The following is a 25,718-nucleotide window of genomic DNA, read 5'->3' on the forward strand; positions in this document are numbered from 1 at the left end:
GCACCGCGATTTTAGCAATTCCATCATCATTGGTCAGAACCGTTGCCAGCTTCCGCCGAGCGCTCACAGCGGCCCCCCAAAGTCCTACTGGCATTTCCGCTCCGTGCCAGGAGCAGACATTGATAACATTGAGATATGTTAATTTATAGGGAGCAGGTCAGGATTCCAAAACACCATAATTAGAGGTGGTTTGTTTCGTCTGAACCAAGAGGATAGTTTGCCCGGTACCTGCTCAGCGGCTTGCAGCAGTAACCTGCACACTTTCTTAAGTCTGCCGGAAAATTCGCCTGATACGTGTAACCAATGACGAAGGCTTCTAGGTACAATATCGCTTCGAGAGAGTAGGCAGGCCCAATATAATAATCTGTACTAAAGGCCCTTTAAAGGAGCCTTTTTTGTTGGATTTTCTGCCTGAAACCCTATTTGTACCTTATCTTGCGCCAATATGGCCTACGGTATCAGTTACGTCGTTTGTTTTAATCACTGACAAACAATGACCCTGACTAGTCCAGTGAGTGTTCACCACGAATCTTTGTATCATAAATTCGCTGAATAAGAAGTTCCTGAATACTTTCCCGAACAGCACGACGTGTTACCCAAAAGTAAATAAACAACATGGCATAGTGATAAGTAGTTGGATTTAGTTCAATATAAATGACAAGTTCATCCGATTTTTCAGCATTCCCCCCCCCCTTAAAATTAGTAAATGATTTCTCGACCCAGGCGCTTAACTGATTAGTGTCATCAATAGGCGGCGACTGAATTATTCGAATAGCCTTGCGTAAGTATGGTAAATATCCATAAAATATTGGATTACCATCAGTACTATCCCATCGGCTCTCTAAGTTTATTACTCGATTCATTCGATGATGTTCAACTGGGTACCTTTTTAATATAGGAGAAACCCGAGGAACTAACTTTTCTATTTCCCTGTCATATTCCATCGATTTTACACGATCACGTAAAATTTCCTTTATTTTTTCATACCAGAAATTGTGAACTGCGGATTTATCGTCAAGCATTACGATTGACTCATTGAAGTCGTTATTCATGCATTTCTCACCACTTTAAAAGCCAAACCACCATTGATTTCTAAATCAACCCTTTCTTTTCGGGTGCTCCGGACGATGAAGGTTTTATTTATTTGTGCATATGCTCCACCTGCTTCGTAAGCTGCCTGAATATAGTTCCTTGCATCATTAAAGGCTGTTTCGCGTTTTTTGGCATCCCCGCGTTGCAGTTTGGATTCTAATTTCTGAAGCATTATATGTCCCTCTTCTTTTGAAGGAGGTATGAGCGCAGCCCAGGCCACTGAAACTTCCAGTTTTTGACCCTGAGCCTGAAACCGTCCCCGATGAGCAGTTCCACCTGAAGACTGCGCAGTCTTAGTTTTTTTTGCCATTAGTTTATCCCTTTATGATATCGATAAATACTTTTTTGCAATTTCCGCTGCCGTTTTCTCCATGCTGGGATATACAGTGCTTTCGGATATATTAAGCTGCGCCAACTCTTCCAGAATTTTATATTTGTTTGTTATCTCCACTCTGTTAAGAGGAAAATCAGCATCTGTTTCCGGTAAAATGGGATCAAGTCCGAACAAAAGAAAAGCGCCTGCCTGAGACTGTATGCGTTCATTATTTATTTTAGCCTTAAGGAAAACAACTTTTTTTAAATCATCGGAGATTATTCTGTTTCTGAAATATGATTTTTCATTCTGTATAAGGTCTGCAAGTTTATCAGTGAGTTCAGATAGCTCTACAGTATTTTTTTTGACATCAATGGAAGACAATTTTTCCAGCTCTTCGTAAGATAAAACTGATAAGTTTGCTATGCAACTCACTGTATCTGAGTCGAAATATTTAATTTTCTTTCTATTTGTTGAGAACGAAATCACCTGCCCGTTTTCATCAGGATTCGAACTGCAAGCAAAATATAATGCTATCAGTGGGTTAGAAGTGATATCCAAAAGTCTCGTAGGCAAGCCATAATGCTGCATGCGGACAAGTTTATCAATCGTGAATTTATCCTCCTTAAATTCATTAGGTCTTGCACTCAGTATTTCACGTACTAAGTCAGATTCTGAAGCAAGATGCCTATACGTCCCGTTTTCATTCTTTCTGTAAAGAGAGGGGACAAGCTCATATGAGCTTTTAGAGTGTCCACGATAAAAGGTAACGAGACCATCTTGGGTGTTTTTTTTAATAAAATCAAGATAATCCCTGACATTCTTAACCACCTGGTATGTTTGTTTTTTTAATTTGATTGTACCTTTAAGGCGGTTGTTTTTCTTGTCTAAACCAAGCCATTCCAGAACAATATTCAAATCCTTATTTTTTACTGCCCAATGCGTACGACTTAACCCGAAAGATCCTAACTCCAAGGCTTCTTTATATAATGCCGATTTGGGGTTTCTTATTTCTCCAAAATCATGATTAATCTTGAAGTAAAATAAAATATCGTCACCATCTTTACGTAAATTACTTATTTCCCCAAGCCTGACCCTGATGTACCTATTTTTATCATTTTCATCATCTTTCATATAAGTTTCGGTCATGAACAACACCGGTAGCTTGGCGAGTGCTTTTAAGGTATTGGGTCTTAATGGTATTAATTTACTGTAAATATCGCTTGGGGTGCCTTCCAGCATGCGGGACATCGAGAAGCTTTCCTCGCCTTCTTTAAGCTCAGGATCCATACACGGCCAGCGGTCAAAAACGTCCGGTTCTCCGGCCATGATTAAGTTAAACATCGCAATCTCCTGAATTTACTCACTAAAGTTAGTGTACTTTTATCATATTGCTTCATTCTGTATGAAAGTAACACAGATTGTCCATGCATGTTTGTCTCTAATAACTAACAAATTCCTGAATATTTTTTTAATCAAATCTTCAAAACTGATAGGTTGAAATAACCAAATTTCACAAAGTACATCTGCTTCTAATGTGGTTACGGTACGACCATGTGGGTGATGTCTTTCCATTCCTGAAAACTCCCGACTCAACCATCTGTAAGATGACGGTCAACTTCGCTGCTTGAATTATCTGGCATTTCAAATCAACCATGATGGATGAGCTGCAGTATGAAGTCTATTGCCATCCAGTTAAGTAAATGTCTGCTCTTCGCTCAGAGCAGACCTTTAGCTCAGTTACCTGGTCCGCTTCGTGCCAAAAACGGAAGTTGGTATTTTTCGCCAACAAGTTGAAAGATGATTGATGATGTGTCTGCTAAACCCGTGGCTATCCAGATTCACTTATCGTTTCTGAAATCAGGCTTTGAGACGGTAAAATGGGTCGAAGGACGACCCGTTTTTACTCATTCGAAAGCCGGCTCGCCATCGCCGGGAAAAAAACCATCCGCAGGTTTTACCGTGACATCAATCACAGACGGATCGTATTTTATTGCTAAGAAACGCTCGCGATAAAGGTGGTAGGCCGCATCACAGACGTTACTAGTGAAATAGGCGTTATAACCACCGCCAACGCCCGCCCCTGCGATAGGAATCGCTTGGGCCAGTTTTGCTTTGGTGAGACGAATCCCCAGGCTGTTGGCAATTTGCTTAATAATCTTCACAAATACTTGTTTTTCCAATTCTTCCCAGACTACTTTCTTGGCGACTTGCTGCGATATTTTTACCAGTTGCGCCATGGCGACGTTTTTCGCCATAGTTGATGAAGCAGAAGAGAGCCCCAATATGTTAAAGGCAAAAAGTCGTTCTTCCTGACGGGTGATATCGAAACCGTAATACGTTGCATATTCCCCGATGGCTCGCAGATTCAATGTAATGAGGGTAGGTATATCGATGGCCATTCCTGCAATCCCCATCACGCCAGCGCCTGCGCCTTCCGCCAATGCGATGCCCTTGTATTTGGCTGCCAGCCAGCCGACGGTTTTATCGATGTCCTCAAGACGCAACGTTTCAATATCTTCGTAGTGATTGATATGGATATGGCCGTCGTTACGGAACTCTTCGAAAATCGCTTCTGGTCGCACTGACCACAGCGCGGCATCGTTACAAACTCCCACTAGCCCCTGCACAGAAGATTGAATGGCTTCGCCGACGACAGGTGTTGAAAGAACCAACTCTCCGGCGTTGTTTAGAGGTTTACTGATTAATTCAAATGATTTAGCCAGAAAACCGCGCTGTGGGTTTTTCCAGTCGCGAATTTGCTGAAGTGCATTTTTATCGTAATCGATCAGTTCCATGTTATCCCTTGCCTGCCAGGCATCAGTATTTTTATGACGTGAATTTGATACTAAAGTTATCGGCAATAGAAAAGTAAATATGAGTAATTTAAAGTTCTATTGAAAATAGACCGCAAAAAGAATAGGTGGACTGGACTGCTCCCCGGTAGACGGCCCTGCCTTATAGTTTTGAGCATAGCAACTGTCTTTAGCCGCTTATTACGAAGCATGGCGATGAAACGAAGGATCCCATGCTTCATTCTTTTTAAGCATTGCATTCAGAATGGTCAGTAGTTTTCTGATGCAGGCTGTTAATGCGACCTTTTTAGGCTTTCCGGTAGCAACTTGGCGCTCATAAAACTCTTTAATTCCAGGATTGTGTAGGGCTCCTACCAGCGCTGACATATACAGGGCCGTACGGATGAGGCTCGTCCTCCAAATACTTTTTGTCGGCCACACATTGTTCCAGAATTACGATTGACTGGCGCAACTCCAATTAGCGCACTGATTTCACGACGTGACAGAGATCCAAGCTCTGGAACTTCTGCAAGTAGCACGGCAACAGTCGCCGCTCCAACGCCTTTTACGGCGCTGAGTAGTGCAGCCTGAAGAGCGCGGAACAGAATATCAATGGCAGGGGACTGGGACAGCCCACTGGCGGATTCCGGGTCCAGTATTGAGAGCAATTCATCAATCGGCAGGCTCAGGCTATACCGTTTCTTGATGCATTGAGCAAGCCGGTTAACCGAGTAGTCATCCCGCTGCGCAGTAGCGACGTTTGCAGGAAAGGCATTGACTTCGGGCCAATTGTGCAGGCCGGGAATGGCGTCAATCAAATCGAGAGCCTAGCTACGCTTGAGGATGATGTTGCGAGGTACGGGGTAAGCGCATAAGCGCTCCGCAAACTCCTTGAGCTGCTGGGTGTCCATAGATTGATCTCCATCGGGCGTCGAGCCGGTGCAGGCTTTGCGGGCCACCTAAGAAATCAAACATGGAATGGGTATGGCACAGAAATACTCCGTCTTCGTCGTACCCCGAAGGGCTCATACGGCTAGGGACTGCAACCAGTTTTGACATTACCATGATATTTAGCTTTCGCCAATTGCCCGGGTTTGTGGGATACTAATGGCAAGGCTTCGGGCAGAAGCCTGCCACCCGTCATAGCAAAGCTGTTGACAGCACTGCCGGTACTTCCCTCTCTTCCTGTATATGTCACGTTCAGGTTCGAGAAGCGGCAGACGGGTGACGTTTCGTCATGAACCGGGAGAACTGTCATGTCGAGTGAAGCTATTCGACCGTCCACCCTGGACGGTATCAAACGCCTTGCCAAATCGCTCAAGAGCGAGCAGGGTATCCAACACTTCCGAGCTTTGGACTATGCCGCACAGACAGCGGGATTCCAGAATTTTCGTCATGCCAGCAATGTGCTGCGAGCAGCAGCCCCCAAAGCGGAGCGCCCACGCCCCGGCTACTGTACCTTCCTGACCGCATACTGGAAGGACCGCAAGAGCAATGGAAGCGGACGTGAGACGTTGACCATCTGGTTGACCGCGCCTTGGGCTGAGCTGATTATCCCTCTTCAACTCCAGAATCATCGCGCATTGATGAATTTCCGTGCAGAGGGGCCAGACCATCTAGCACGCGAGCATCTGCTGCGTACTCAGTCCGAGGCACGGCGCACAGTTTGCGCTGCGGCACGTGCCTTGCATTTCATGGACGCAACGAAGTTGCGTCCATCCAAGAGCCACAGCCGAGCCTTTCCAGGTGGTCGTTCGAGCAACGCTATCCCCGGCCACGATCACTACAGCATCTGGTATGACCGCGAGACGAAGTGTTATCTGTTTGCGGATGAGCCTTACGAGAAGGCCGTCGAGAACAAGGTCCAGGAGCGCGAAGATTGGGCACAGCGGCACGGCTTCACCATCGTCAAGCCTGAATGGGCCGGTATGTACGCACCAGATGGCGGCTCGCGCCTCTACTTAGTTGCCGATGAGACGAAGGGCATCCCGCTGCAGCCCATCGCCGCTGCGCTGGACAGATTGCCAGCACCTATCGTGGAATCTGCATGGGGAGGCGAATCCGCACCAACGCTGCCGTATTTCGTGAGTCCCGGTACCATCGCCAAGGCGGAAACCAAGAAGGACAAGCAGAAAACACCGCCTAAGTCGAATGGCCAACGCAATTCGGTCGGCTACGTGCAGACCTTTGTCGGTCCGCAACGCCGCCCGAAGGGACGGATGTCGATCGAAGCGCATGCTGAAGTCGGACGGCTGCTGAAATCAGTTCTGGTGGCCACCTATCACCGCAAGGGTGTCTACAACCGTGTTAGTGCGATCCGCTGCGAACTCGACGAATGGGTGCAGCGTGAATACAACTACGCAGAACTGCCGAACGAGCAGTTTTTCGAGTTGTATTATCACGAGTCCGGCTCAACGTTTTCTCGATCACTCCCTGAAATTGAGCGGGAACGCCATGCTGAAAGTCTAACGAAAGCAAGGACGCTGCTGAACCAGCACTACCCCGACTGCCCGCCGCTGCGTTCACTGTTAAAAAAAATGGATGCTGCAGTCAAGTCGCTGCGGAATTGGGCTTAAGGAGTCGTCGCAATGCCTAGTACAAAACAAGATTAGCAAGTGTCACCATCCGTTCGTCCCGAGGCCGAATTGGAGAGCCGAATGGCAGCAGAGCTGTCCGCAGCCTTTCCCAATATTCCCCGCGAGCAACTGGTGGAACAACGGCGCTTCACCGTGCGCCTCGGTCACGAGACACTTGAGTTCGACAGCGCTGCCCAGTGGGAGAAAGCTGGGCGAGCGGATGTACTCATCTTTCATTGTGGACGGCCGCTGGCTGTGGTGGAACTTAAGCGAGAGGATCTTGTACTGACTCATGCTGGCTATGAGCAAACGCAAAGCTACGCGAATCAGTTGACGCCACGATCTCCTCTTGTCGTTGTCACGAATGGGCGCGATACCCGCATCTACGACGCCAATACAGAGTAACTTTGGTCCGGCGAGCAAGGCGCCGCCAATTCGGTAGCCTGTCTGCTTACCAATGCCGCTAAGTTGGCTGCGGCGGATATGCGGTGGGCAGCTGAAGATTTGATGGGTCGGGAAACCGGGGTCTGGTCTGGATCCCTATCGTGCGATCTGCAACTGCAAAACTTCTGGCCGGGATGACAGACCCACCCGGCCAGTCTGTTAACGCCTTTGCCGAGCTTCTGTGATTCCCCTCGCCTCAGTACCTTCACCACAATTAAATCAGCGCAAACCGGAACGACCTTCTCGATCATCGAAGGTGCAGCACGGAGCGGCAAGAGCAGTTGTTTGCGCGAACTCGCCTTGCGCACTCAGGACAGTGAAGGATTGGCTATCCTGATGTTGCGAGGCTCAGGACTGTTTCAGTCGCTTGCAGGGATACTTACACCCGACACAATTAAATTCCGGGCCTTTTTAAAAGTTCCTTAACCTGGTTGCCAAATTCAGGCGACTTCTTATCCCTACACCAGTCACCAATCAGACGTTCCAGATCAATTTCACTCGGTTTACCCATTATTTTCAGTCCGGCGATGAATTCACGTAACTTAGACTCAACACGCTCTACTGCCTGAGCCCTGCTTTTCCAACCTTCGGCGGGCTTATGCTCCTCAATCAGGGATAAGAATTCTTTTTTGACTGGTTCAAACAACGCTCTTTTAGAATCTGCCCCTTTTTTTCCAGCCTCTCTACGCACTTCACTGAGTGACCCACGCACCTCTTCCTTATCGAGTTGATTATGGGCTCCCTGCCATGCCCCCAGGCAGTGAGCTGCTCGCAGCATGGCGCGAATACCTTCTCCCAGACCACCTCTCTTCCATGTATATTGCCCCCACCAGAAAAGGATTCCGGCAGCATCTAGGTAACAATCAATATCCTTTCCGAAAACACCGACCATAAGGTGAGACTGCTCGTAACAATCATTCACCTTCCCATTAACAATTCTGGTTTTAGATTCTCGGCTCCACCCCCTCATATCACTCAAGGCATCCCGGAACCATTGTTTTACTCGTCTTTTTTCCTCTTCGCTGGTAAGTCTTTTTTCCTGATGAAGCAAGGAATACATGTTCTGCACCTGATCTTTAACCATTGAGAAAAAAGCATCCGTGCATTCAGCATCACATGAACACAATTCGTTTTTATCAGACAAAATATCTCCTTAAAAAGTACGTTTAGCAAAATCTTTCAGTATTTTTGGTCTGCGTCTACCGGATCATTTTTACTCCCTGTAACCGGGTCAGCAGAAGCCTATGGCATGATGCAGGAATGTACCTCGTCAGAAACCCAGGCTTAACAGAGCAGGTGGTGGTTGAAAATGACTGGCGTGCGGCGGCAGGAATCGCCGTGGGTACGGCATTTAACGTCTTGCCTAATATCGAGTTATGCAATGGACAACTGGATTTTTTCCCTGGGTTGCGACGCAGGAAGACAGGGAAGCGACGGACTGACGTGTTGCTGGAGAGTCTGGCGACAACGGGAAAACGATATGTGACAGGGAGGTTGTCGTTCTCACTGGAGGAGATGGAGAAACATATGCAGCTAAAAGTTATGTAACGATTATTCAGGCACCTGAGTTGATTGCTAATGTCGCGAATTTCCGTACGTGGTACTTACCTGAACTCACTCCCGCTCAATGCGATTTCAGCATATTCTTTACCCAATCTGGAAAATGATGAGCAATTAGCGGCTGAACTTAATGTTGCAGGAATAAAGGTCTTACTTGCCGATATAGTTTATGACATGTCTCATGACTTCAAGGCTTACACTTTTGCCGCGACGAGTGGAAACCAAGTTCGTTTTGTCTTTGACGACGTTAATACCAGCAATGATGCCTACAAAATGCACCAGTATCTGAAAAGCCAGTTGGGTAGAACGATTCGGGTTTATATCACCTGGTGATCGCCTTGCGAAAAGGCAAAAAAAAGCCTTTCCCGTAAGGGAAAGGCCTGTAAGGTACAGCGCGTATTAAAAGTAAAACAAAATTAATTAAAAGAGGCCTCGGTCACGCGTTCGATCAGCTCCATCTCTTCGCTGTTCAGCAGCTTTTCAATATCCACCAGAATCAGCATGCGCTCATCAAGCGAGCCAAGACCGAGCAGATACTGCGTGGAGAGCGTAACGGTATATTCCGGCGCGGGTTTGATCTGATCGGCATTGAGCGCCAGCACATCAGAAACGCCGTCAACCACAATCCCGACCACGCGGCCGCTGTCGAGGCTCAGCACAATTACTACCGTGTTGTCGTCAAACTCAGCGGAAGCCAGTTCAAACTTCACACGCAGATCGACAATCGGCACAATCACGCCGCGCAGATTGGTCACACCGGCAATAAACGCAGGTGTGTTGGCAATGCGCGTGACGCGATCGTAACCACGGATCTCCTGCACTTTGAGGATCTCAATGCCGTACTCTTCTGTGCCCAGGCGAAAAACCAGGAACTCATTACCGGCGTTGTCACCGGTTAACTGCTTGTCTGTGTTAGATAAATTCATTTTTTAACCTTTCTAAAAACTGACGTCAGGCTGCGTTTCAGTGCGCCCTGGCGCTTTTTGCCAGCGTCGTTAACACCGCGACATCCAGAATCAATGCGACGCTGCCGTCGCCGAGGATGGTCGCCGCCGAAATACCCGGAATTTTGCGGTAGTTCTGCTCAAGATTTTTCACCACTACCTGGTGCTGGCCGATCAGTTGATCCACCAGTAAGGCATAACGGCTACCCGCGCTCTGCACAATGACGGCAATCCCTTCGCTGATATCGTAATTTTCGTCGTGAATGCCAAACAGCGTGCCCAGCTCGACCAGCGGTAAATACTCTTCGCGCACCTGCAACATGCGCTCGCCGCCGGTCATCCGGTGCAGGATGTTTTCGGAAAGCATCAGTGATTCCATCATGCTGCCGAGCGGCAGAACGTAGATTTCTGAACCCACACGCACCGACATTCCATCAAGGATCGCCAGCGTCAGCGGCAGAATAATGCGGATCTTCGAGCCGCGCCCCTGTTCGGAATGGATGGTCACATGCCCGCCCATTTCCTGAATGTTACGGCGCACCACGTCCATACCCACGCCGCGACCCGAGACATCGGTCACTTTTTCCGCCGTGGAGAAGCCCGGCGCGAAAATCAGCATCCAGACATCTTCATCACTCATGTTGTCACTGATCGCCATGCCCTGCAGTTGCGCACGCGCCAGGATCTTCTCGCGGTTCAGCCCGGCACCATCGTCGGTCACTTCGATAATGATATTGCCGCCGTGGTGTTCCGCCGAAAGCACCAGGTTCCCCTTGTCAGCTTTACCGTTGGCGCGGCGCACATCGACCGGTTCAATACCGTGATCGAGGCTGTTACGCACCAGGTGCGTCAGTGGATCGACGATCTGTTCGATAAGACGTTTATCCAGCTCAGCAGAACCGCCGACCAGCGTCAGCTCCACTTCTTTATTGAGCTTACCGGCCAGGTCATGCACCAGCCGCGGGAAGCGGCTGAAGACATATTCCATTGGCATCATGCGAATCGACATCACCGACTCCTGCAAGTCGCGCGCGTTACGTTCGAGCTGCGCAATGGTGCTAATCAGCGTGTCGTGGTTGGTTGAATCAAGCACACCGGAAAGCTGCGAGAGCATGGCCTGAGTGATGATCAACTCGCCTACCTGGTTGATTATCTGATCGACCTTCTCGACCGCCACGCGAATGCTGCTGGCTTCTGTCGCTTGCGGGCGCTGGCGATTATTTTCCGGGCGTGTCGCACGTGCTGCCGGTGCCGCCACGGCGTTAACCTGTGCAGGCGTGGATGCCGCAGGCTCGTCGGCGGTGGCAACGGGTTCATCTTCAGCCGGTGCGGGAGCGATGGAGATCTGCTCCGGTTCGAGCACAAAACACAATACCGCCAGAATATCGTCCGGGGATGCCGTGGTGTGCAGCGTCAGTTGCAGGCTCTCATTTTCGGCCTGCAAATGGCTCACGCGGCCTAAATTGCCCATTTCATCAATCAGCGGCTGGCGATCGTCTTCTTTAATTTTGCTCAGCACGATGCGCAGTCGCTGGCCGTCCTCTGCGGGTTTCGCTACCGGTGCCGCAACCGCTTCTGCTATCACTGTTTCGGCAGCAACCGGCGCGGCAACGTCTGTGGAAACCGCAGCAGGAGCCGCACCGTCGAGCGCTATCTGGCGCAGCGCTTCGCAGATATAGTGGAACGTCTCCTCGTCGGGCTCGGCTGAAGCTTTATAGGCATCCAGTTGATCCTGCATAATATCTTTGCTCTCCAAAAACAGATCGCGAATAGGGCCGGTAATCGTCAACGTACCGCTGCGTACATCATCCAGCAGGTTTTCCAGGATGTGCATGGTTTGCTGTAACACAGTGAAACCAAAGGTGCCCGCGCCGCCTTTTATCGAGTGCGCAGCGCGAAAAATCGCATTCAGAACTTCTCTGTCCGGTGAGTCGAGATCCAGCTCCAGCAGATACTTTTCCATATCCGCCATCAGCTCATCCGCCTCGTCAAAAAAGGCCTGATAAAAATCGCTTATGTCCACTTACTTAATCTCCTCAGGACCGCTTTTTACCGTAGGTTCAACTGCCACTGCGCTGCTTAGCGGCGGCGCATCGGTGGCTGATGCACTCTGGCTCGCCGGGGATGCAACCAGCGTGTCGCGCAAAAGCACATCTTCTTGCATGATTTGTTTCTCTTTCTGCTGGCTCAGCACCAGGATACTGATCCGGCGGTTAATGGGATCGGCCGCATCGGAACCGTCCTGCATCATGGTGTCCGCTGTACCGATAACCCTGATAAATTTATTGCTGGCAAGCCCGGCACCGGCCAGGATACGCCGCGCCGCGTTGGCACGATCGGAAGAGAGCTCCCAGTTGCTGTAGCCCTGCTCACCGTTGGCGTAAGGCAGTGAATCCGTATGGCCGGTCATAATGATGCGGTTCGGCATGTCGTTTAACACCGGCACCAGCGCCTGCAGAATATTCACCATGTAGCTTTCGGGCGTTGGCCGACCGATTTGAAACATTGGGCGATCCGCGCTATCGGTGATCTGAATCAGCAATCCGTCATCGGTCAGCGAAAGCCGCAGGTTGGACGTGAAGTTATTCAAACGCGGATCGATTTGGATCAGGCTTTCCAGCTTCTCCCTCGCTCGCTTCAGGTTGACTTCACTCTTCTTCGCGTCCAGTGTCTGCAACGTCCGCTTGAAAACTTCGCCATCTTGTTTGATGACATCGCCGCCGCCGCCGGGGATCATGCTGTCGCTAAGGCTCGCTTTATCGCCCTGCGCCAGCGTGGTTTTCAGTGGCATTTTGAAATATTCAGCGATCTGCTGGCGCTGCTCCGGACTGGAAGAAGAGAGCAGCCACATCACCAGGAAAAACGCCATCATCGCGGTCATAAAGTCCGCATAGGCGATTTTCCAGGAACCGCCGTGTGAACCATGCTTTTTATTGATGGATCTGCGGACAACAATGGTAGTGGCAGACTTCTTACTCATGTCGACTCACCCGAAGAGGATGAAGAGCTTGAAGTACGCACTTCGCGAACGTGATCTTCCAGTTCCGCGAAGCTCGGACGTTCCGTGGAAAAGAGGGTTTTACGGCCAAATTCAACGGCGATCTGCGGCGCATAACCATTCATGCTGGAAAGCAGCATGGTCTTGATGCACTCAAGCATTTTCAGATGTTCCGCGCTATGCTGACGCAGCAGCGTCGCCAGCGGCAGCACCATGCCGTAAGCCAACAAAATACCGAGGAAGGTACCGACCATGGCGTGGGCAATCAGCGCGCCCAGTTCCGCTGCCGGGCGATCGGCGGCTGCCAGGGCGTTAACCACCCCCATTACCGCCGCCACGATACCGAATGCAGGCAACCCATCACCGACGGAATTAAGGCTATGCGCCGGCACTTCATGCTCGTGTTCGCAGGTCTCAATCTCTTCATCCATCAACGCTTCCATTTCAAAGGCGTTGGTATTACCGCTCACCATCAGGCGCAGGTAATCGGTGATGAAATTCATGATTTCACTGTCGGCCATCAGCCGTGGATAGGCCGAGAAAATCGGGCTGTTTTGCGGATCTTCAATATCGTTTTCCAGCGATACCAGACCGTTCTGGCGGCCTTTCGCCAGCAACAGATACATCATCGCCAGCAGATCCATATATAACGCTTTGGTGAAATGGGAACCTTTAAACAAACCAGGAAATGCTTTTAAGGTGGCCCGGATCGCTTTACCGTTATTTCCGACAATAAAAGCCCCTACGCCTGCGCCGCCGATAATTAAAAATTCGGTAGGCTGAAACAGTGACGCAAGATTGCCGCCACTGAGCGCAAAGCCGCCAAATACGGTCGCGAAAACGACGATATAGCCAATAATGACTAACACTTCAACTCCTTAATAATCCAGTAATCATTCCGCAACTCTGATATCAGGCCGCGCGGTGAAAATGCCGCAGCATCTGTTACTGTCGCCGATGAGAACGCGCCAGATCAGGAGTGGCTTTTTTAATTGCCCGCGAAGGTGGAAAACACAAACAGCAAGTAAAATTGGTATTAGTATTTTCCGGCGTGGTAATAAAACGCCCGCCACACGTGCTGCACTCAGTATGTTTAACCATGCCGCAATCAATAAATCGCAGCAGCGTCCAGGCGCGCGTTAAACCTAAAACTGGCTTTTTCTCTGTACCATTCAGACTATTTTCCAGATACAGGCGATAGCCTTTGAGCATAATCTCAACGGGACGACCCGATTCGGTCTTTTGCAGATAACAATAAATGTTATAAAACATTGACGAATGAATATTTTGTTCCCACGCCATATACCAGTCGGTGGAAAACGGTAACATGCCTTTCGGCGGCGAACAGCCTTTGAGTTCTTTATACAGTTTTAATAATCTTCTGCGGCTAAGATTGGTTTCACTTTCGAGAACCTGCATCCTTGCGCCAAAAGAAATCAATTCCATGGCAATTTGCGCATCCCTGATTTCTGACATTATGCTTTTTTCACACATCACAAACTCCGCTGTCAGGATCTCGAAGGCTCTTCCCCAGAAAGAGAATTAAGCAAATCAGTGGATAAAATGATTCCGGTATGGAGACTTTGCAAAGCATCAATACGGGAATCTTTGGTCAAACAGTCAATCACTGTTTCGTTATCTATGCGTAACCGGCAAATAAGCTGGCCGGTTGACGAAAGCTTAATAAGCTGCGGAAACGTCAATCCTTTCACAATATCGATAGTGGACTCACTTAAGCCCAGGCGAAATTTTGCCGTAAAGCGATCCTCGTGAATGAGACGTTGCGCCAATAACAAATAGGAAAGATTCAAGTCCCGAATACACTGTGTCGGCTCATTAAAGTTTGTTACGTTCATTACAATTCCCCCTGTACAAGGTAATTCAAACTGCAATTACCGTCCTTATTGTGTAACCAAGATGTAACAAGTTTAATGCCAAATTTTTAATATAAGAAATCAAGGTTAAACGGAAATAATGAACATAATAAGGAAAGCCGGCCTGGTCGAATTTTAATCGGTGCAAGATTTTCCTGATGCCTTATTATTCCCAGCCCCTTCCCTCCAGACGCGCACGTAAACGTTTGATCGTTTGACTGTGCAACTGGCTGACGCGCGTTTCGGTAATACCCAGCAGTGAACCGACCTCTTTCATATTCAACTCCTGTTGATAATATAAATTGAGTAGCATCTGCTCGCGCTCAGGAAGTTCTCTGATCTCCTTACTGATCTGTTTTGTCAAATCGCCCAGTAAAATATCGTTGAGCGGGTCAAGATGATCCTGTTCCATTTCTGACAGCTCAACACCATCTGCCAGTAATTCCTGTAGCTCGTCGAGTGAACAGAGCATGCTGGTATTAGTATCGGATAATACTTGCTGATATTCCTGCAAGCTCATCCCTAATTCAGCAGCAATGTCCGACTCACTTGCCACGCCACCGGCACGTTGCTCAACGCGCATAATGGCAGAAGAAACTTCACGGGTTTTACGGCGAACGCGGCGAGGTACCCAATCGTGTTCGCGTAATTCATCCATAAACGCCCAACGTAAACGCTGCGCAATATACACCGTGAGTTTGACCCCTTTTTTGGGGTCAAACTGTTCGATTGCATCCAGAAGCGCAATGGCACCCGCCTGAATAAGATCGTCAATATCAACACTTGACGATAATTTAGACTGCATCTTTAACGCTTCGTAGCGAACTAAATAACCGTACTTGGTCCACAACTGGTCTTTCTGAATTGACCCATCAGGGCTATATAATCCATTCACTATTACAATTTCCGGGATGATAATAATTGACTAAAATTATTATCGATTATCGCCAATTCAAATAGCATGATAAGCAATCGGAAAGTGGAACATATCGTGACTTTATTTCCCCACGAAACCCACAGCTAATTAAAACGTTTCCCAGTCGCCTTCAGTTTTTTTGGCAGGAACATAATCTCGCTTGGCTGCGGTAATAACAGGACGCAATTTCTCGCTGTTATTTCGTTCACGGGTAACGGCAGACACATGGCTTTCATTAACGGTAAACTGGGCAACAATTTGTTCCAGATCGCTGGCGTGCTCTTCCACGCTGGTTGCAGTTCGCGCGGCATTCTCTACCATGCTGGCGTTCTGCTGCGTTACCAGGTCCATTTCATTAACGGCCTGCGCAATCTGGTTAATACCGGTGCTTTGTTCATCCGATGCTGAAGTAATTTCCGCCATAATGTCGGTTACCTGAATAACGGATTTCACAATTTCCTGCATCGAAGAACCGGCCAGTTCGACTTCCTGGGAACCGATATTCATATTGGCAACACAGGTGTTGATCAACTGGCGGATCTCTTTCGCCGCATCGGCGCTGCGTTTCGCCAGGTTACGTACTTCACCGGCAACAACCGCAAAACCACGACCTTGCTCACCGGCACGCGCCGCTTCAACCGCCGCGTTAAGCGCCAGGATGTTGGTCTGGTTTGCAATGCTATCAATCACGCTGTTGATGTCGGCAATTTGACGGGAGTTCACCGTAATTTCCGTCATGATCTTATCAAGATTGGTCATCACTTCGCCGCCTTTCTGCGCGCTGACGCTGGCGCTTTCTGCCAGTTGCTGCGCACTGTGGGCGTTGTCGGCGTTCTGACGAACGGTGATTTTCAGCTCTTCCATGCTGGCCGCGGTTTCCTGCAGCGCGGAAGCCTGCTGCTCAGTACGCGAAGAGAGATCGTTGTTGCTGGTGGCGATTTCCTGGGCGTTGGAGTAAATCTGCTTCACGCCGCGACGGATGCCGTAAACCGTGTCGGTCAGCGACTGGCGCATATGCTCAACTTCCTGCAACATTTTGCCGATTTCGTTCTGCGCACCCGCGTCAATTTTGCTGCTCAGGTTACCTTCAGCGATAGCCTGGAAGGAGACGATAGCTTGTTCCAGACGGCTGAAGATAGTGCGTTTCAGCCAGACACGGGAAACCACCGCGCTAATCACCGCCAACGCCAGCGCAAAGAACGCGAAGAAGCTCATACGCTGGGTATCGTCATGTGATACATCGCTATACGTGTTAACCAATTTCGCGGCATAAGCGAGATACTCTTCAGCCGCCTCTTGTGCCGCAATACGGTTTTTAGCTTCATCAACCACATCGCGGTCATACGTCGTCGGGTTTTTAATAAACGTTGCCTTGCGCATTGCGCCTGCCAAAACCGCATCAAAACGCTTCTTAATATTGGCGGCAATCGCCTGTTCTTCCTCGGTCTGGAACGGCGTGGACATGAATTTGTCCATCTGCGCTTCCGCAGCCGTCAGCATTTTTTTCGCTTTATCGATGTCTGCCTGTTCCGGCGGCTGGTTGATCATGGTTGCCAGCATTGCGCCGTTAATCTGCGCAATACCGCCGGTCATGCCGACAATCGCGCTATTCAGCATATCGATGTTGTTATTGGTCATTACCGCATCATCGAAGTTATCCGCCGTTGAGCGGCTACTGATTAACGCATAGGTAGATACCATAACAACACAAGCAATTAACAACCCAAACAGGATATTAATCCCGGTGGATATTTTTAAGTCTTTAAACATAACGAAACCTAAATAATTGAGAACACGGCGAAATAACTTTTGCAGATATTTCAAGCACACATGCGAGATGAATAAAAACCCGTCAATAATGACGGGCCTGAATGGGGTTAACCCACGAAATTAAAAATCGACAGTTGCTGCATCGACTGAAATACAGTCATTGACGAATTGAGCGCGAACTCCGACATCTTTGATTGCGATAACAGCGTAATCATCGAATCCCAGTCCGATCCCAATGTTTCCTGCAACCGGCTTTGCACATTGATATTTTGCGCTTCAGAGCTGAAGCCCAGGGCTTCAATCTGCTGCATATTGGTGCCAACAGTGGCGCGGACTTTACCGAGGTTATCAATGTTTTTCTTGATGCTGACGTTGGTGCTATCCAGCGTCGCCTGCAAAGCCTGACGATCGGCATCGTTAGTGACCGGCTGCTGCAGTTGCGTAATGGCCGCGTCCAGCGCTTTGAACAGATCGTCCGGCGAGCCGCTCAAAAAGACATCGTCGCCCGTATGACCGACCTGCATTTCGGTGCTGTCGGAAACCACCTGCGTCATCGCGGTGTCACCACCGACATAAGTGCCGTCTTTCTGGAAAGGCGCCGCCCCGGTTTTGTAACCGGCGAAAATGTAGCGACCGTCGCTGTTTTTGGTGTTCGCCAGATCCAGCAAGTTATCGCGGATCCCTTGCAGCTCCTGCGCCAGCGCCGCGCGATCCTCATCGGAATACGCACCGTTACCACCAGCGACAATTTTCTGCGACAAATTTTCAGACAGCAGATTAGAGATAGAATCCAGCGTGTTATCTTCCTGGCCCAGCGCATCCTGCGCGTAGGTGCGCGCGGTGTCGTACTGGCTCATTCTGGATAACGCGTTCTGCAAAATAACCGCCTGCGACGCGCCCGACGGATCGTCGGAAGGCTTCAGCAGCATTTGCCCGGCAGAAAGACGCGTGGACAAATCGTTATAACCGGTCATCGCATCTGACAGGCTATCAATACGGTTTTGAAACATATAACTGGTGCTAAGACGCATCGTTTATTCCTGACTTTTCATTGAGTGGCCCGGTAAACCGGGCGTACTTAGCGAATACTTAACAACGTGTCGAACAGGGTGTTCGCAGTCTGTAAAACCTGCGCGTTCGCCTGGTAATACTGAGAGAACATCTGCAAATTGACGTACTCTTCAGTGATATCAACACCCGAAACCGACTGCTGCTGAAGCGCCCACTGGTCATACACATTCGCCGAGGTGGTCATGTCCGCTTTCAGCGCGCTCACCGAGGAACCGACGGAGCTGACAAGGCTTGCGTAAGCGCCAGACAGCGTCATGCCATCCACTACTTTTTCGTCCTTGATACCAATCATCGCCAGGATATTCTCGTTATCGCTCTGGTCGTCAGGATCGGGGGATTTCGCCGCCGCAATCTGATCGCCATCGGTGATCGCCACGGTGATGTTATCTGCCGCGCCGTCGGTCGGGTTCAGCGTGAAGCTGTCGCCCGGCTGCGGTGTGCCGCCAGGAGTAATGGAGATCCCTTCAAATTCCAGTTCGCCATTACTACCAATGGTCGGCGTGATAGCGCGGCCGTCAGCGGTGGTGATGGTCCAGTCGGTGCTGCCCGGGCCGTTGAAGGTCAGCTCGTAGTCTTCCGATTTCACAGACGGAATGTCAGTAAAGCTGACATCCAGTGAACCGGTACCGGTGTTATTGATGTTGCCGACCGCTTGCGGTTTGCCGATGTTAAAAATATCGCCGCCCGCGTTGCCGTCGAGGTCGTAACCCTGGGCATTCGCTTCGTTGAACTTATTGGCCATTTGCAGTGCCAGCTGGTTCAGTTGATCGCGCGCGGAGACCAGATCTTCATTGCGGAATTTGAACAGCCCACCCAGCGCACCGGTGGTTTTCCCCTCATCGAGCGGCAAGGCGTTGCCCGAAGCGTCAACGTACGCCACCACGGTTTTTGCCGGGTCGCTTTCAGACGCGCTGGCCTGCAGTTCATAGGATTTGCCGCCGCTGACCAACGCCATGCCGTTTTGCATGGAAACGTTCACCGCGCCGGTATCGGTATTTTCTGACACCTTAATACCGATCTTTTCGCTCAACTGGCTTAATAATTGGTCACGCTGATCGAGTAAATCCGCAGGCATACCGCCGGTCTGACCGTGGATCTTTTCAATTTGCTTATTCAGCGACGCCAGCTGTTTGGTATAGGAGTTGATATCATCAACAGTCTGATTAATTTGCGTGTTGGTGCTCTGCTCCAGACCATTTAATGTTTTGCTGTTGCTGCGATATTGGTTAGCAATGGCGTTGAATTCAGCCAGAACGCCCTGGCGAGCCGCTGGGTCAACCGGGTCTTTACTTACCGATTCCATGGCTTCGAATAAATTATCCATGGTCACGGAAATATTATTGGTGCTATCGCCGAGCATGTTATCAATTTGGCTAACCTGCTCGTAACGGCTATTAAGGGAATAAAATTCCGTTGCCGCGCCGCGCACCTGATTGGTCATAAAACCATTATAAGCACGCTGGACGTCGCCTACTTTTACGCCGTAGCCGAAGAAACCATAATTGGTGGATTTACCACCTGCTTCGCCCAGAACAATATTCTGGCGGCTATATCCCGCTGTGGTCGCATTTGACAGGTTATTCCCCACCACATTCAATGCATTCTGCGCAGCGTTAAGCCCATTCTGGGCCAGATTGATTAAATTCATATGTTATCGATCCTAACCAGAGGAGGAGGTAAGACGCCCCTGATAAAAGTAGCGCTCTCTTATATTTATCGGCCTTATAAAATTTCACTAAAGCCTGACGGTTAAAATAATGAAGAAAAATCTGAAGAGTAGGCTTCAGTCGCCTGATTAACGTTATTCTTCACCTGCTGAATGATGCTAATCAATTTTTTCGCATATGCAGGATCGGTTGCATACCCGGCAGACTGCAACGCTTTTGCCGCTATTTCCGGCGATTCAGATTTCACAACATTTTTATAACGCGGACTACGACTAATTAACGACGTATAATCTTCCAGCGCCTCGGCATAGGAGGAATAGACTTTAAATTTGTCTTTTATTTTTTGCGCGACGCCACCTTCATATTCCGTGGTAGTAATTTCTGTGGTTTCGCCATCCCAATCCGCCGTGGCTTTCACGCCAAATAAGTTATGGCTGGGTTTGCCATCGCTGGTCATAATTTCGCGTTTACCCCAACCGGATTCCAGCGCCGCCTGCGCAATAATTAATTGATGCGGAATACCGCTTAAACGCGCGACCGCCATCGCAGGTGCCATCATGCGGGAAATAAAGCTGCCGCCCGGAACCGCCGGTATTTCCGCCTGCGCCGTGGCGGCTTTTTCCGCCTGCTGCTGTTCGTCGGGGTCGACTGGCTGCAAACGCAGCGGCACGCTAATAAAGCGTGCCGGGCTGATATTAAGCGGCACTTCACGCGTCGCTGTGACATTCTCCGCCGTGGAAGCGGGTTTGCCGGTCAGTTGTTGCACCATCAGATCGGCAAAGCCCATTTTTCCTTTATCGGCGATGTTCTGTGACAGCTGCTGGTCATACATCGAGGTAAACATCTCGGACTGTTGCGTATTAAACAGTCCGTCTTTGAAGGAGGCCTGGCGCATGCTCTTGAGCATCATCTGCACGAACAGCCCTTCCATCTGCTTCGCTACCGCCTTTAACGCATCCGGAGAGTCGTTGCGGGCGGCCAGTTTCAGCTTATCGAGGCTGTGCGCGTCAAACGCCGCCCCCTGCGTCATTGCCGGGCCGATCATCAGTTAATCTCCAGACGAGCATGCAGGCAGCCTGCGGTTTTCATCGATTGCAGGATTGCCATCAAATCATTCGGCGTTGCGCCAAGGTTATTTAACGCACGCACCACATTGTTCAGATCGGTGCTGGTGTTTACGCGTTGCAGAGAACCGTTTTGCTCACGTACCGAAAGCTGCGTGTTCTGCGTGACCACCGTTTGCCCGCCCGCCAGCGGCGTATTCGGCTGATTCACCTGAGTGTTGTTGGCGACTTCTACCGTCAGATCGCCCTGCGCAACCGCACAGGAATCAAGGGAAACATGGCGGTTCATCACCACCGATCCGGTACGCGAGTTGATGATAATTCGGGCGTCGCCCGCATCAACGCGCAGCGGAATATCCTGCACTGCCGCAAGGAAACGCACACGTGCGGCGCTGTCGGCAGGTGCGCGCAGGCTAATGCTGCGAGCATCTTCCGCAAACGCGGCACCCGCGAAACGGCGGTTGATGGCATCGCTTATCTGCTGCGCCACGGTGAAATCATCTTCATTAAGCTGGAGCTTGAGCGAGCCTTGTCCGGCAAAGTTCGACGGCACTTCACGTTCAACTGTTGCGCCACCGCTAATGCGCGCGCCATTGAGTTGGTTGACCTGCACCCGGTTACCACCGGCCTGCGCGCCTGCGCCGGAAACCAACAGATTCCCCTGCGCCAGCGCATAGATCTGGCTATCCGCGCCCTTCAGCGGGGTCATCAACAGCGTGCCGCCGCGCAGACTTTTCGCGTTACCCATGGAGGAAACCACCACGTCAATTTGCTGACCGGCGCGCGCAAACGGCGGCAGTTCCGCCGTCACCATTACCGCAGCGACGTTTTTGAGCTGCATATTCACGCCCGCCGGCACGGTGATACCGAGCTGCGAGAGCATATTGTTCAGGCTCTGGGTGGTGAACGGTGTCTGCATGGTCTGGTCACCGGTACCATCAAGCCCGACCACCAGGCCATAGCCCATCAGGGAGTTGCCGCGCACCCCTTGCAGGGTGGTTAAATCGCGGATCCGCTCCGCGCTGGCCTGCCCGGCCACCAGCGCAGACAGACAGCACAGCAGCGCCAGGCAGCGGGTTAAGAAATTCGTTTTCATCATCAATCAAAAAGGAGAAAGGTTAAGGAACATGCGCTGCAGCCAGCCCATTTGCTGCGCTTCGTTGATATAGCCATTACCGACATACTCGATGCGCGCGTCCGCCACCTGGGTGGAGATAACCGTGTTGCTGGCGCTGATCGTGCGTGGGTTCACGATGCCGGAGAAGCGGATAAACTCAGTCCCCTGGTTAATCGCAATCTGTTTTTCGCCGACAACCGCCAGGTTGCCGTTTTCCAGCACCTGTTTCACCGTCACGGTGATGGTGCCGCTAAAGGTATTTTTCGCCGCCGCGCCGCCTTTCCCGGCGAAGTCATTCGTTCCACTGATCGACGCATCGGCTTTGCCGTTGCCCACCAGACCGGCCATAAAACCGGGAACGCCAGCGACACCAACATCGGTGGAACCGTCACGCGAAGCACTCGCTGAGGAACTTTTGCTGGCGCTGACATTTTCTTGCAGCGCAATGGTCAGCGTATCGCCCACATTTCGTGGACGGCGGTCTTCAAACATCGGTTGATAACCATAATTCATCGCCTGCCCTGTCTGAAAAATCGAGCCATTCGCGGTAGCGGCGGCGACCGGCGCAGGCACGGCAGAGGTTTCGCCTCCAACCAACGGTTTTTGCGGAATATAGGCGCAGCCGGTAACCACGGAAATCAGCATTAAGGTCGTTGCAAAACGACAAAGCGTACGTACAGAGCAAGGGTGATTGGTCATCTCATTCACTACAGGTAAAGCAGCCGCGAGCAGCGCCCGCGGCCAGGGATCAAAGTTGAGTCAGTCGTTGCAGCATCTGGTCGGATGTCGACACCGCTTTACTGTTAATTTCGTAGGCGCGCTGCGTCTGGATCATGTTGACCAGCTCTTCTGCGACGTTAACGTTCGAGGTTTCGACGTAGCCCTGCTTCAGGGTTCCCGCGCCATTTAAACCCGGTGTGGATTCATTCGGTGCGCCTGACGATTGCGTTTCGCGATACAGGTTTTCACCAATGCTTTCGAGGCCGGAATCATTGATAAACGAGCTCAGCGTCAGTTGACCAACCTGCTGCGGCGCGGTCTGCCCCGGCACGGTCACGCTGACAATACCGTCGTTACCAATAGTCAGGCTTTGCGCGTCCTGCGGGATGGTGATCGCCGGTTGCACCTGGTAACCACTGGAGGTCACCAGCTGTCCGTTCTGGTCAAACTGGAACGAACCGTCGCGGGTGTAGGCGGTGGTGCCATCCGGCAACTGTACCTGGAAGAAACCGCTGCCCTGAATGGCGACGTCTTTGCTGTTGTTGGTTTGCGTCAGGCTGCCCTGGCTGTGAATGCGCTCGGTCGCGACCGGGCGAACACCGGTACCCAGCTGTAAACCAGAAGGGATGGTGGTCTGCTCGGAAGACTGCGCGCCCGGCTGGCGTAAGGTCTGATAAATCAGATCTTCAAACACCGCACGCTGGCGTTTAAAGCCGTTGGTGCTGACGTTCGCCAGGTTGTTGGAAATCACATCCATATTGGTTTGCTGGGCTTCGAGGCCGGTTTTCGCAATCCATAAAGAACGGATCATGGTGTTTTTCTCCTTACCGGGGCTTAACCGGCGCTCAGTAACTGGTTAGCTTTTTGTTCGTTATCATCAACGGTGGTGATGACTTTCATGTTCATGTCAAAACCGCGTGCGGTGGCGATCATGTCCACCATCGATTTCACCGGGCTGACGTTGCTGCCTTCCAGCATGCCGGGCATCAGGCGCAGATCCGCGTCAGCGGGAAGCACTTGTGCCGCAGCCGGATCGGCGACATGAAACAGACCGTCGTCGCCATGTTTCAGCGTGTTCGGAGTGGCGTTGACCATTTTCAGGCGCGCCACCTGCGCCAGCGCTGAAGGCTCATCGCCTGCGCCCAGCGCGGTGATGGTGCCGTCCGCGGCGATAGTCAGTTCCGCCTGCGGCGGTACGGCTACCGGGCCGCCATCACCGAGCAGCGGCATACCGCGCACCCGCAGCTGGCCTTCGGCATCCACTTCGATGTTGCCATCTTTGGTGTAGCCTTCACTGCCATCGGGCAGCTGCACTGCCAGCCAGCCGTTTTGCGGCATGGCCACATCCAGGCTGCGCCCGGTGGCCTGCATCGCGCCCATGGTGTTGTCGCTAAACGGCGTGGATTCCGCCACCATGGTGCGGGTTTCTATCGACGGACCCTGCACCGGGATGGCGCGAAACGCCGCAATCTGCGCACGAAAACCGGTGGTAGAAGCATTCGCCAGGTTGTTAGAGGTCACCGCCTGGCGGTTAAGGGCCGCGTTCGCGGCTCCCATTGCGGTATAAATCGCGTGATCCATGAAGCGCTACTCTTAGCCCAGGTTAACCAGCGTTTGCAGAAGCTCAGACTGGGTCTTGATGGTCTGAGAGTTGGACTGGTAGTTACGCTGGTAAACAATCATGTTCACCATCTCTTTACTCAGATCCACGTTGGAGCCTTCCAGCATGTTGCCGCGCAGTGAACCCAGGTTACCGGTGTCGGCAATACCAATGACCGGCTGGCCCGATTCCGGAGTTTCCGACCAGCAATTGTTACCTGCAGATTCAAGACCGCCCGGGTTGGTGAAGTTGCTCAGCACAACCTGGCCCAGCAGCTGGTTTTCACCGTTGCTGTAGGAAGCGATGATCTGGCCGTTATCACCCACGGTGTAGCCGTTCATCAGTCCCGGCGGGTAACCGGTGGTGCTCGGGCTGTCCATGGTGTTTTCCGACGCCTGCTGAGAAAGACCGGAAAGATCAAGGTTGAAATTCAGCGCCGCGCCGCCCTGGTAAGCCGCACCCTGCACGGCCAGTTCTGCCGGGTTGGTGGTGAGCTTGCCGGAGGTATCAAACGTCAGGTTGACAGAGCTGGTGGTGCCCGGCGACGTGGAGTCGACGGAGTAGGCGGTCCACTGGTTGTCGGCCGTTTTCACGTAATAGACGTTGATCGCGTGCTCGTTGCCCAGGCTGTCATAAGCGTTGACCTGAGTGGAATAGGTATAAGAGTCGCCATTAGCCGGATCGAAAGGCGTTACCGTGACAATCTCGTTGCCTGAATCCAGGTTACCGGAAATGGAACCGGCGTCAGACGCACGCGCAGGCATCTGCCCGGTCGGGATCTGAATCGGCCCTACCGGCGCGCCCTGCTGAATCGCAGGAGGTGTACCCGTTGCCATATAACCGGTCAGGCGCATGCCCTGGTTATTCACGACGTAGCCATTTTCATCGGTCTGGAACTGGCCATTACGGCTGTAAAATACGCGACCCGCTTCGGTCACCATGCGGAAGAAGCCATTGCCCTGGATACCCATATCCAGCGGGCTGCTGCCTGCGCCAAGTACGCCATCGCTAAAGTTCTGGTTCACACCAGCAACCTGCACGCCCATGCCGACCTGAGAACCGGCAAACACATCGGCGAAAGCAACAGAACCTGATTTAAAACCGACCGTTTGTGAGTTGGCGATGTTGTTACCTACAACATCCAGCGCCTGTGAAGAGGCGTTTAATCCACTAAGACCTTGAGAAAAACCCATGTGA

25 protein-coding genes and 1 pseudogene are annotated in these 25,718 nt (G+C 51.0%); 4 read left to right on the forward strand and 22 right to left on the reverse strand.

The window, feature by feature from the left end; translation table 11 throughout:
* Positions 1 to 503: 503 nt before the first annotated feature.
* The 5 genes and pseudogenes from ACFX4U_RS15645 to ACFX4U_RS15665 all read right to left on the reverse strand — a co-directional run.
* Positions 504 to 1,052 carry a hypothetical protein gene (locus tag ACFX4U_RS15645; protein WP_313509129.1) on the reverse strand — a complete coding sequence of 183 codons (549 nt, stop codon included), beginning with the start codon at positions 1,050 to 1,052 and terminating at the stop codon, positions 504 to 506.
* Positions 1,049 to 1,402 carry a hypothetical protein gene (locus tag ACFX4U_RS15650; protein WP_313509127.1) on the reverse strand — a complete coding sequence of 118 codons (354 nt, stop codon included), beginning with the start codon at positions 1,400 to 1,402 and terminating at the stop codon, positions 1,049 to 1,051. The genes ACFX4U_RS15645 and ACFX4U_RS15650 overlap by 4 nt, the downstream gene beginning before the upstream one ends.
* A 12-nt stretch (positions 1,403 to 1,414) precedes the next feature.
* Positions 1,415 to 2,749 carry an FRG domain-containing protein gene (locus ACFX4U_RS15655; RefSeq protein ID WP_313509125.1) on the reverse strand — a complete coding sequence of 445 codons (1,335 nt, stop codon included), beginning with the start codon at positions 2,747 to 2,749 and terminating at the stop codon, positions 1,415 to 1,417.
* 563 nt (positions 2,750 to 3,312) lie between these two features.
* Entirely contained in the window at positions 3,313 to 4,203 is an 891-nt protein-coding gene (locus tag ACFX4U_RS15660; RefSeq protein WP_313509123.1) for an EcsC family protein, read from the reverse strand.
* 198 nt (positions 4,204 to 4,401) lie between these two features.
* Positions 4,402 to 4,781 (reverse strand): annotated as a pseudogene (locus ACFX4U_RS15665) (transposase); the annotation flags it as partial.
* A 675-nt stretch (positions 4,782 to 5,456) separates the two neighbouring features.
* Here ACFX4U_RS15665 and ACFX4U_RS15670 point away from each other — a divergent pair.
* Together ACFX4U_RS15670 and ACFX4U_RS15675 are read left to right on the forward strand one after the other, a co-directional pair.
* On the forward strand, positions 5,457 to 6,776 hold the full coding sequence (locus tag ACFX4U_RS15670) for a DUF5623 domain-containing protein (RefSeq protein ID WP_313509121.1): 1,320 nt from the start codon (positions 5,457 to 5,459) through the stop codon (positions 6,774 to 6,776).
* A gap of 81 nt (positions 6,777 to 6,857) precedes the next feature.
* Complete coding sequence (locus ACFX4U_RS15675; protein WP_313509119.1) at positions 6,858 to 7,181, forward strand: type I restriction enzyme HsdR N-terminal domain-containing protein; 324 nt, start codon at positions 6,858 to 6,860, stop codon at positions 7,179 to 7,181.
* 433 nt (positions 7,182 to 7,614) lie between these two features.
* On the opposite strand, the gene ACFX4U_RS15680 is transcribed toward ACFX4U_RS15675, so the two are convergent.
* Positions 7,615 to 8,364, reverse strand: a complete 750-nt coding sequence (locus tag ACFX4U_RS15680; protein ID WP_313509116.1) for a hypothetical protein — start codon at positions 8,362 to 8,364, stop codon at positions 7,615 to 7,617.
* A 116-nt stretch (positions 8,365 to 8,480) separates the two neighbouring features.
* On the opposite strand from ACFX4U_RS15680, the gene ACFX4U_RS15685 reads away from it, so the two are divergent.
* Together ACFX4U_RS15685 and ACFX4U_RS15690 are read left to right on the forward strand one after the other, a co-directional pair.
* Positions 8,481 to 8,768: a hypothetical protein gene (locus tag ACFX4U_RS15685; protein ID WP_313509113.1), complete on the forward strand. Its 288-nt coding sequence runs from the start codon at positions 8,481 to 8,483 to the stop codon at positions 8,766 to 8,768.
* A gap of 30 nt (positions 8,769 to 8,798) precedes the next feature.
* The gene (locus tag ACFX4U_RS15690) at positions 8,799 to 9,113 is read left to right on the forward strand and encodes a hypothetical protein (RefSeq protein ID WP_313509110.1); all 315 of its coding nucleotides are present in this window, start codon (positions 8,799 to 8,801) and stop codon (positions 9,111 to 9,113) included.
* Positions 9,114 to 9,196: 83 nt separating this feature from the next.
* Here the strand turns inward: ACFX4U_RS15690 and cheW are convergent, their stop codons facing one another.
* From cheW to flgE, 16 genes are all read right to left on the reverse strand, one after another.
* Positions 9,197 to 9,706, reverse strand: coding sequence for a chemotaxis protein CheW (gene cheW / locus ACFX4U_RS15695; RefSeq protein ID WP_313509107.1), 510 nt, complete (start codon positions 9,704 to 9,706; stop codon positions 9,197 to 9,199).
* A 37-nt stretch (positions 9,707 to 9,743) separates the two neighbouring features.
* Entirely contained in the window at positions 9,744 to 11,747 is a 2,004-nt protein-coding gene (cheA, locus tag ACFX4U_RS15700; protein ID WP_313509105.1) for a chemotaxis protein CheA, read from the reverse strand.
* Positions 11,748 to 12,704 carry a flagellar motor protein MotB gene (motB, locus tag ACFX4U_RS15705; protein WP_380218730.1) on the reverse strand — a complete coding sequence of 319 codons (957 nt, stop codon included), beginning with the start codon at positions 12,702 to 12,704 and terminating at the stop codon, positions 11,748 to 11,750.
* On the reverse strand, positions 12,701 to 13,591 hold the full coding sequence (motA, locus tag ACFX4U_RS15710; RefSeq protein ID WP_249880977.1) for a flagellar motor stator protein MotA: 891 nt from the start codon (positions 13,589 to 13,591) through the stop codon (positions 12,701 to 12,703). The genes motB and motA overlap by 4 nt, the downstream gene beginning before the upstream one ends.
* A 76-nt stretch (positions 13,592 to 13,667) precedes the next feature.
* Entirely contained in the window at positions 13,668 to 14,216 is a 549-nt protein-coding gene (gene flhC / locus ACFX4U_RS15715) for a flagellar transcriptional regulator FlhC (protein ID WP_313509099.1), read from the reverse strand.
* A 14-nt stretch (positions 14,217 to 14,230) separates the two neighbouring features.
* Positions 14,231 to 14,578: a flagellar transcriptional regulator FlhD gene (gene flhD, locus ACFX4U_RS15720; RefSeq protein ID WP_131408953.1), complete on the reverse strand. Its 348-nt coding sequence runs from the start codon at positions 14,576 to 14,578 to the stop codon at positions 14,231 to 14,233.
* 184 nt (positions 14,579 to 14,762) lie between these two features.
* Positions 14,763 to 15,491, reverse strand: a complete 729-nt coding sequence (locus tag ACFX4U_RS15725) for an RNA polymerase sigma factor FliA (protein WP_249880975.1) — start codon at positions 15,489 to 15,491, stop codon at positions 14,763 to 14,765.
* Between the two features lie 129 nt (positions 15,492 to 15,620).
* Entirely contained in the window at positions 15,621 to 17,282 is a 1,662-nt protein-coding gene (locus ACFX4U_RS15730; RefSeq protein WP_313509094.1) for a methyl-accepting chemotaxis protein, read from the reverse strand.
* Positions 17,283 to 17,389: 107 nt separating this feature from the next.
* The gene (gene flgL, locus ACFX4U_RS15735; RefSeq protein WP_349350437.1) at positions 17,390 to 18,313 is read right to left on the reverse strand and encodes a flagellar hook-associated protein FlgL; all 924 of its coding nucleotides are present in this window, start codon (positions 18,311 to 18,313) and stop codon (positions 17,390 to 17,392) included.
* Positions 18,314 to 18,360: 47 nt separating this feature from the next.
* Positions 18,361 to 20,001, reverse strand: a complete 1,641-nt coding sequence (gene flgK / locus ACFX4U_RS15740) for a flagellar hook-associated protein FlgK (protein WP_313509091.1) — start codon at positions 19,999 to 20,001, stop codon at positions 18,361 to 18,363.
* A gap of 101 nt (positions 20,002 to 20,102) precedes the next feature.
* Positions 20,103 to 21,065, reverse strand: a complete 963-nt coding sequence (gene flgJ, locus ACFX4U_RS15745) for a flagellar assembly peptidoglycan hydrolase FlgJ (RefSeq protein WP_313509089.1) — start codon at positions 21,063 to 21,065, stop codon at positions 20,103 to 20,105.
* The gene (locus ACFX4U_RS15750; RefSeq protein WP_017459385.1) at positions 21,065 to 22,183 is read right to left on the reverse strand and encodes a flagellar basal body P-ring protein FlgI; all 1,119 of its coding nucleotides are present in this window, start codon (positions 22,181 to 22,183) and stop codon (positions 21,065 to 21,067) included. Before ACFX4U_RS15750 ends, flgJ begins: the two co-directional genes overlap by 1 nt.
* Before the next feature lie 3 nt (positions 22,184 to 22,186).
* Positions 22,187 to 22,846, reverse strand: a complete 660-nt coding sequence (locus tag ACFX4U_RS15755) for a flagellar basal body L-ring protein FlgH (protein WP_254703690.1) — start codon at positions 22,844 to 22,846, stop codon at positions 22,187 to 22,189.
* Between the two features lie 103 nt (positions 22,847 to 22,949).
* Positions 22,950 to 23,732, reverse strand: coding sequence for a flagellar basal-body rod protein FlgG (flgG, locus tag ACFX4U_RS15760; protein ID WP_017459383.1), 783 nt, complete (start codon positions 23,730 to 23,732; stop codon positions 22,950 to 22,952).
* 23 nt (positions 23,733 to 23,755) lie between these two features.
* A complete protein-coding gene (locus ACFX4U_RS15765; RefSeq protein ID WP_020454864.1) occupies positions 23,756 to 24,502 on the reverse strand; it encodes a flagellar basal body rod protein FlgF in 747 nt (248 codons plus the stop codon).
* 12 nt (positions 24,503 to 24,514) lie between these two features.
* Positions 24,515 to 25,714 (reverse strand): flagellar hook protein FlgE, encoded by a 1,200-nt coding sequence (gene flgE / locus ACFX4U_RS15770; RefSeq protein WP_313509084.1) that lies wholly within the window; start codon positions 25,712 to 25,714, stop codon positions 24,515 to 24,517.
* Positions 25,715 to 25,718: the final 4 nt, after the last annotated feature.

It is taken from the genome of Kosakonia sp. YIM B13588 (assembly GCF_042788165.1).
Lineage (GTDB): Bacteria > Pseudomonadota > Gammaproteobacteria > Enterobacterales > Enterobacteriaceae > Kosakonia > Kosakonia sacchari.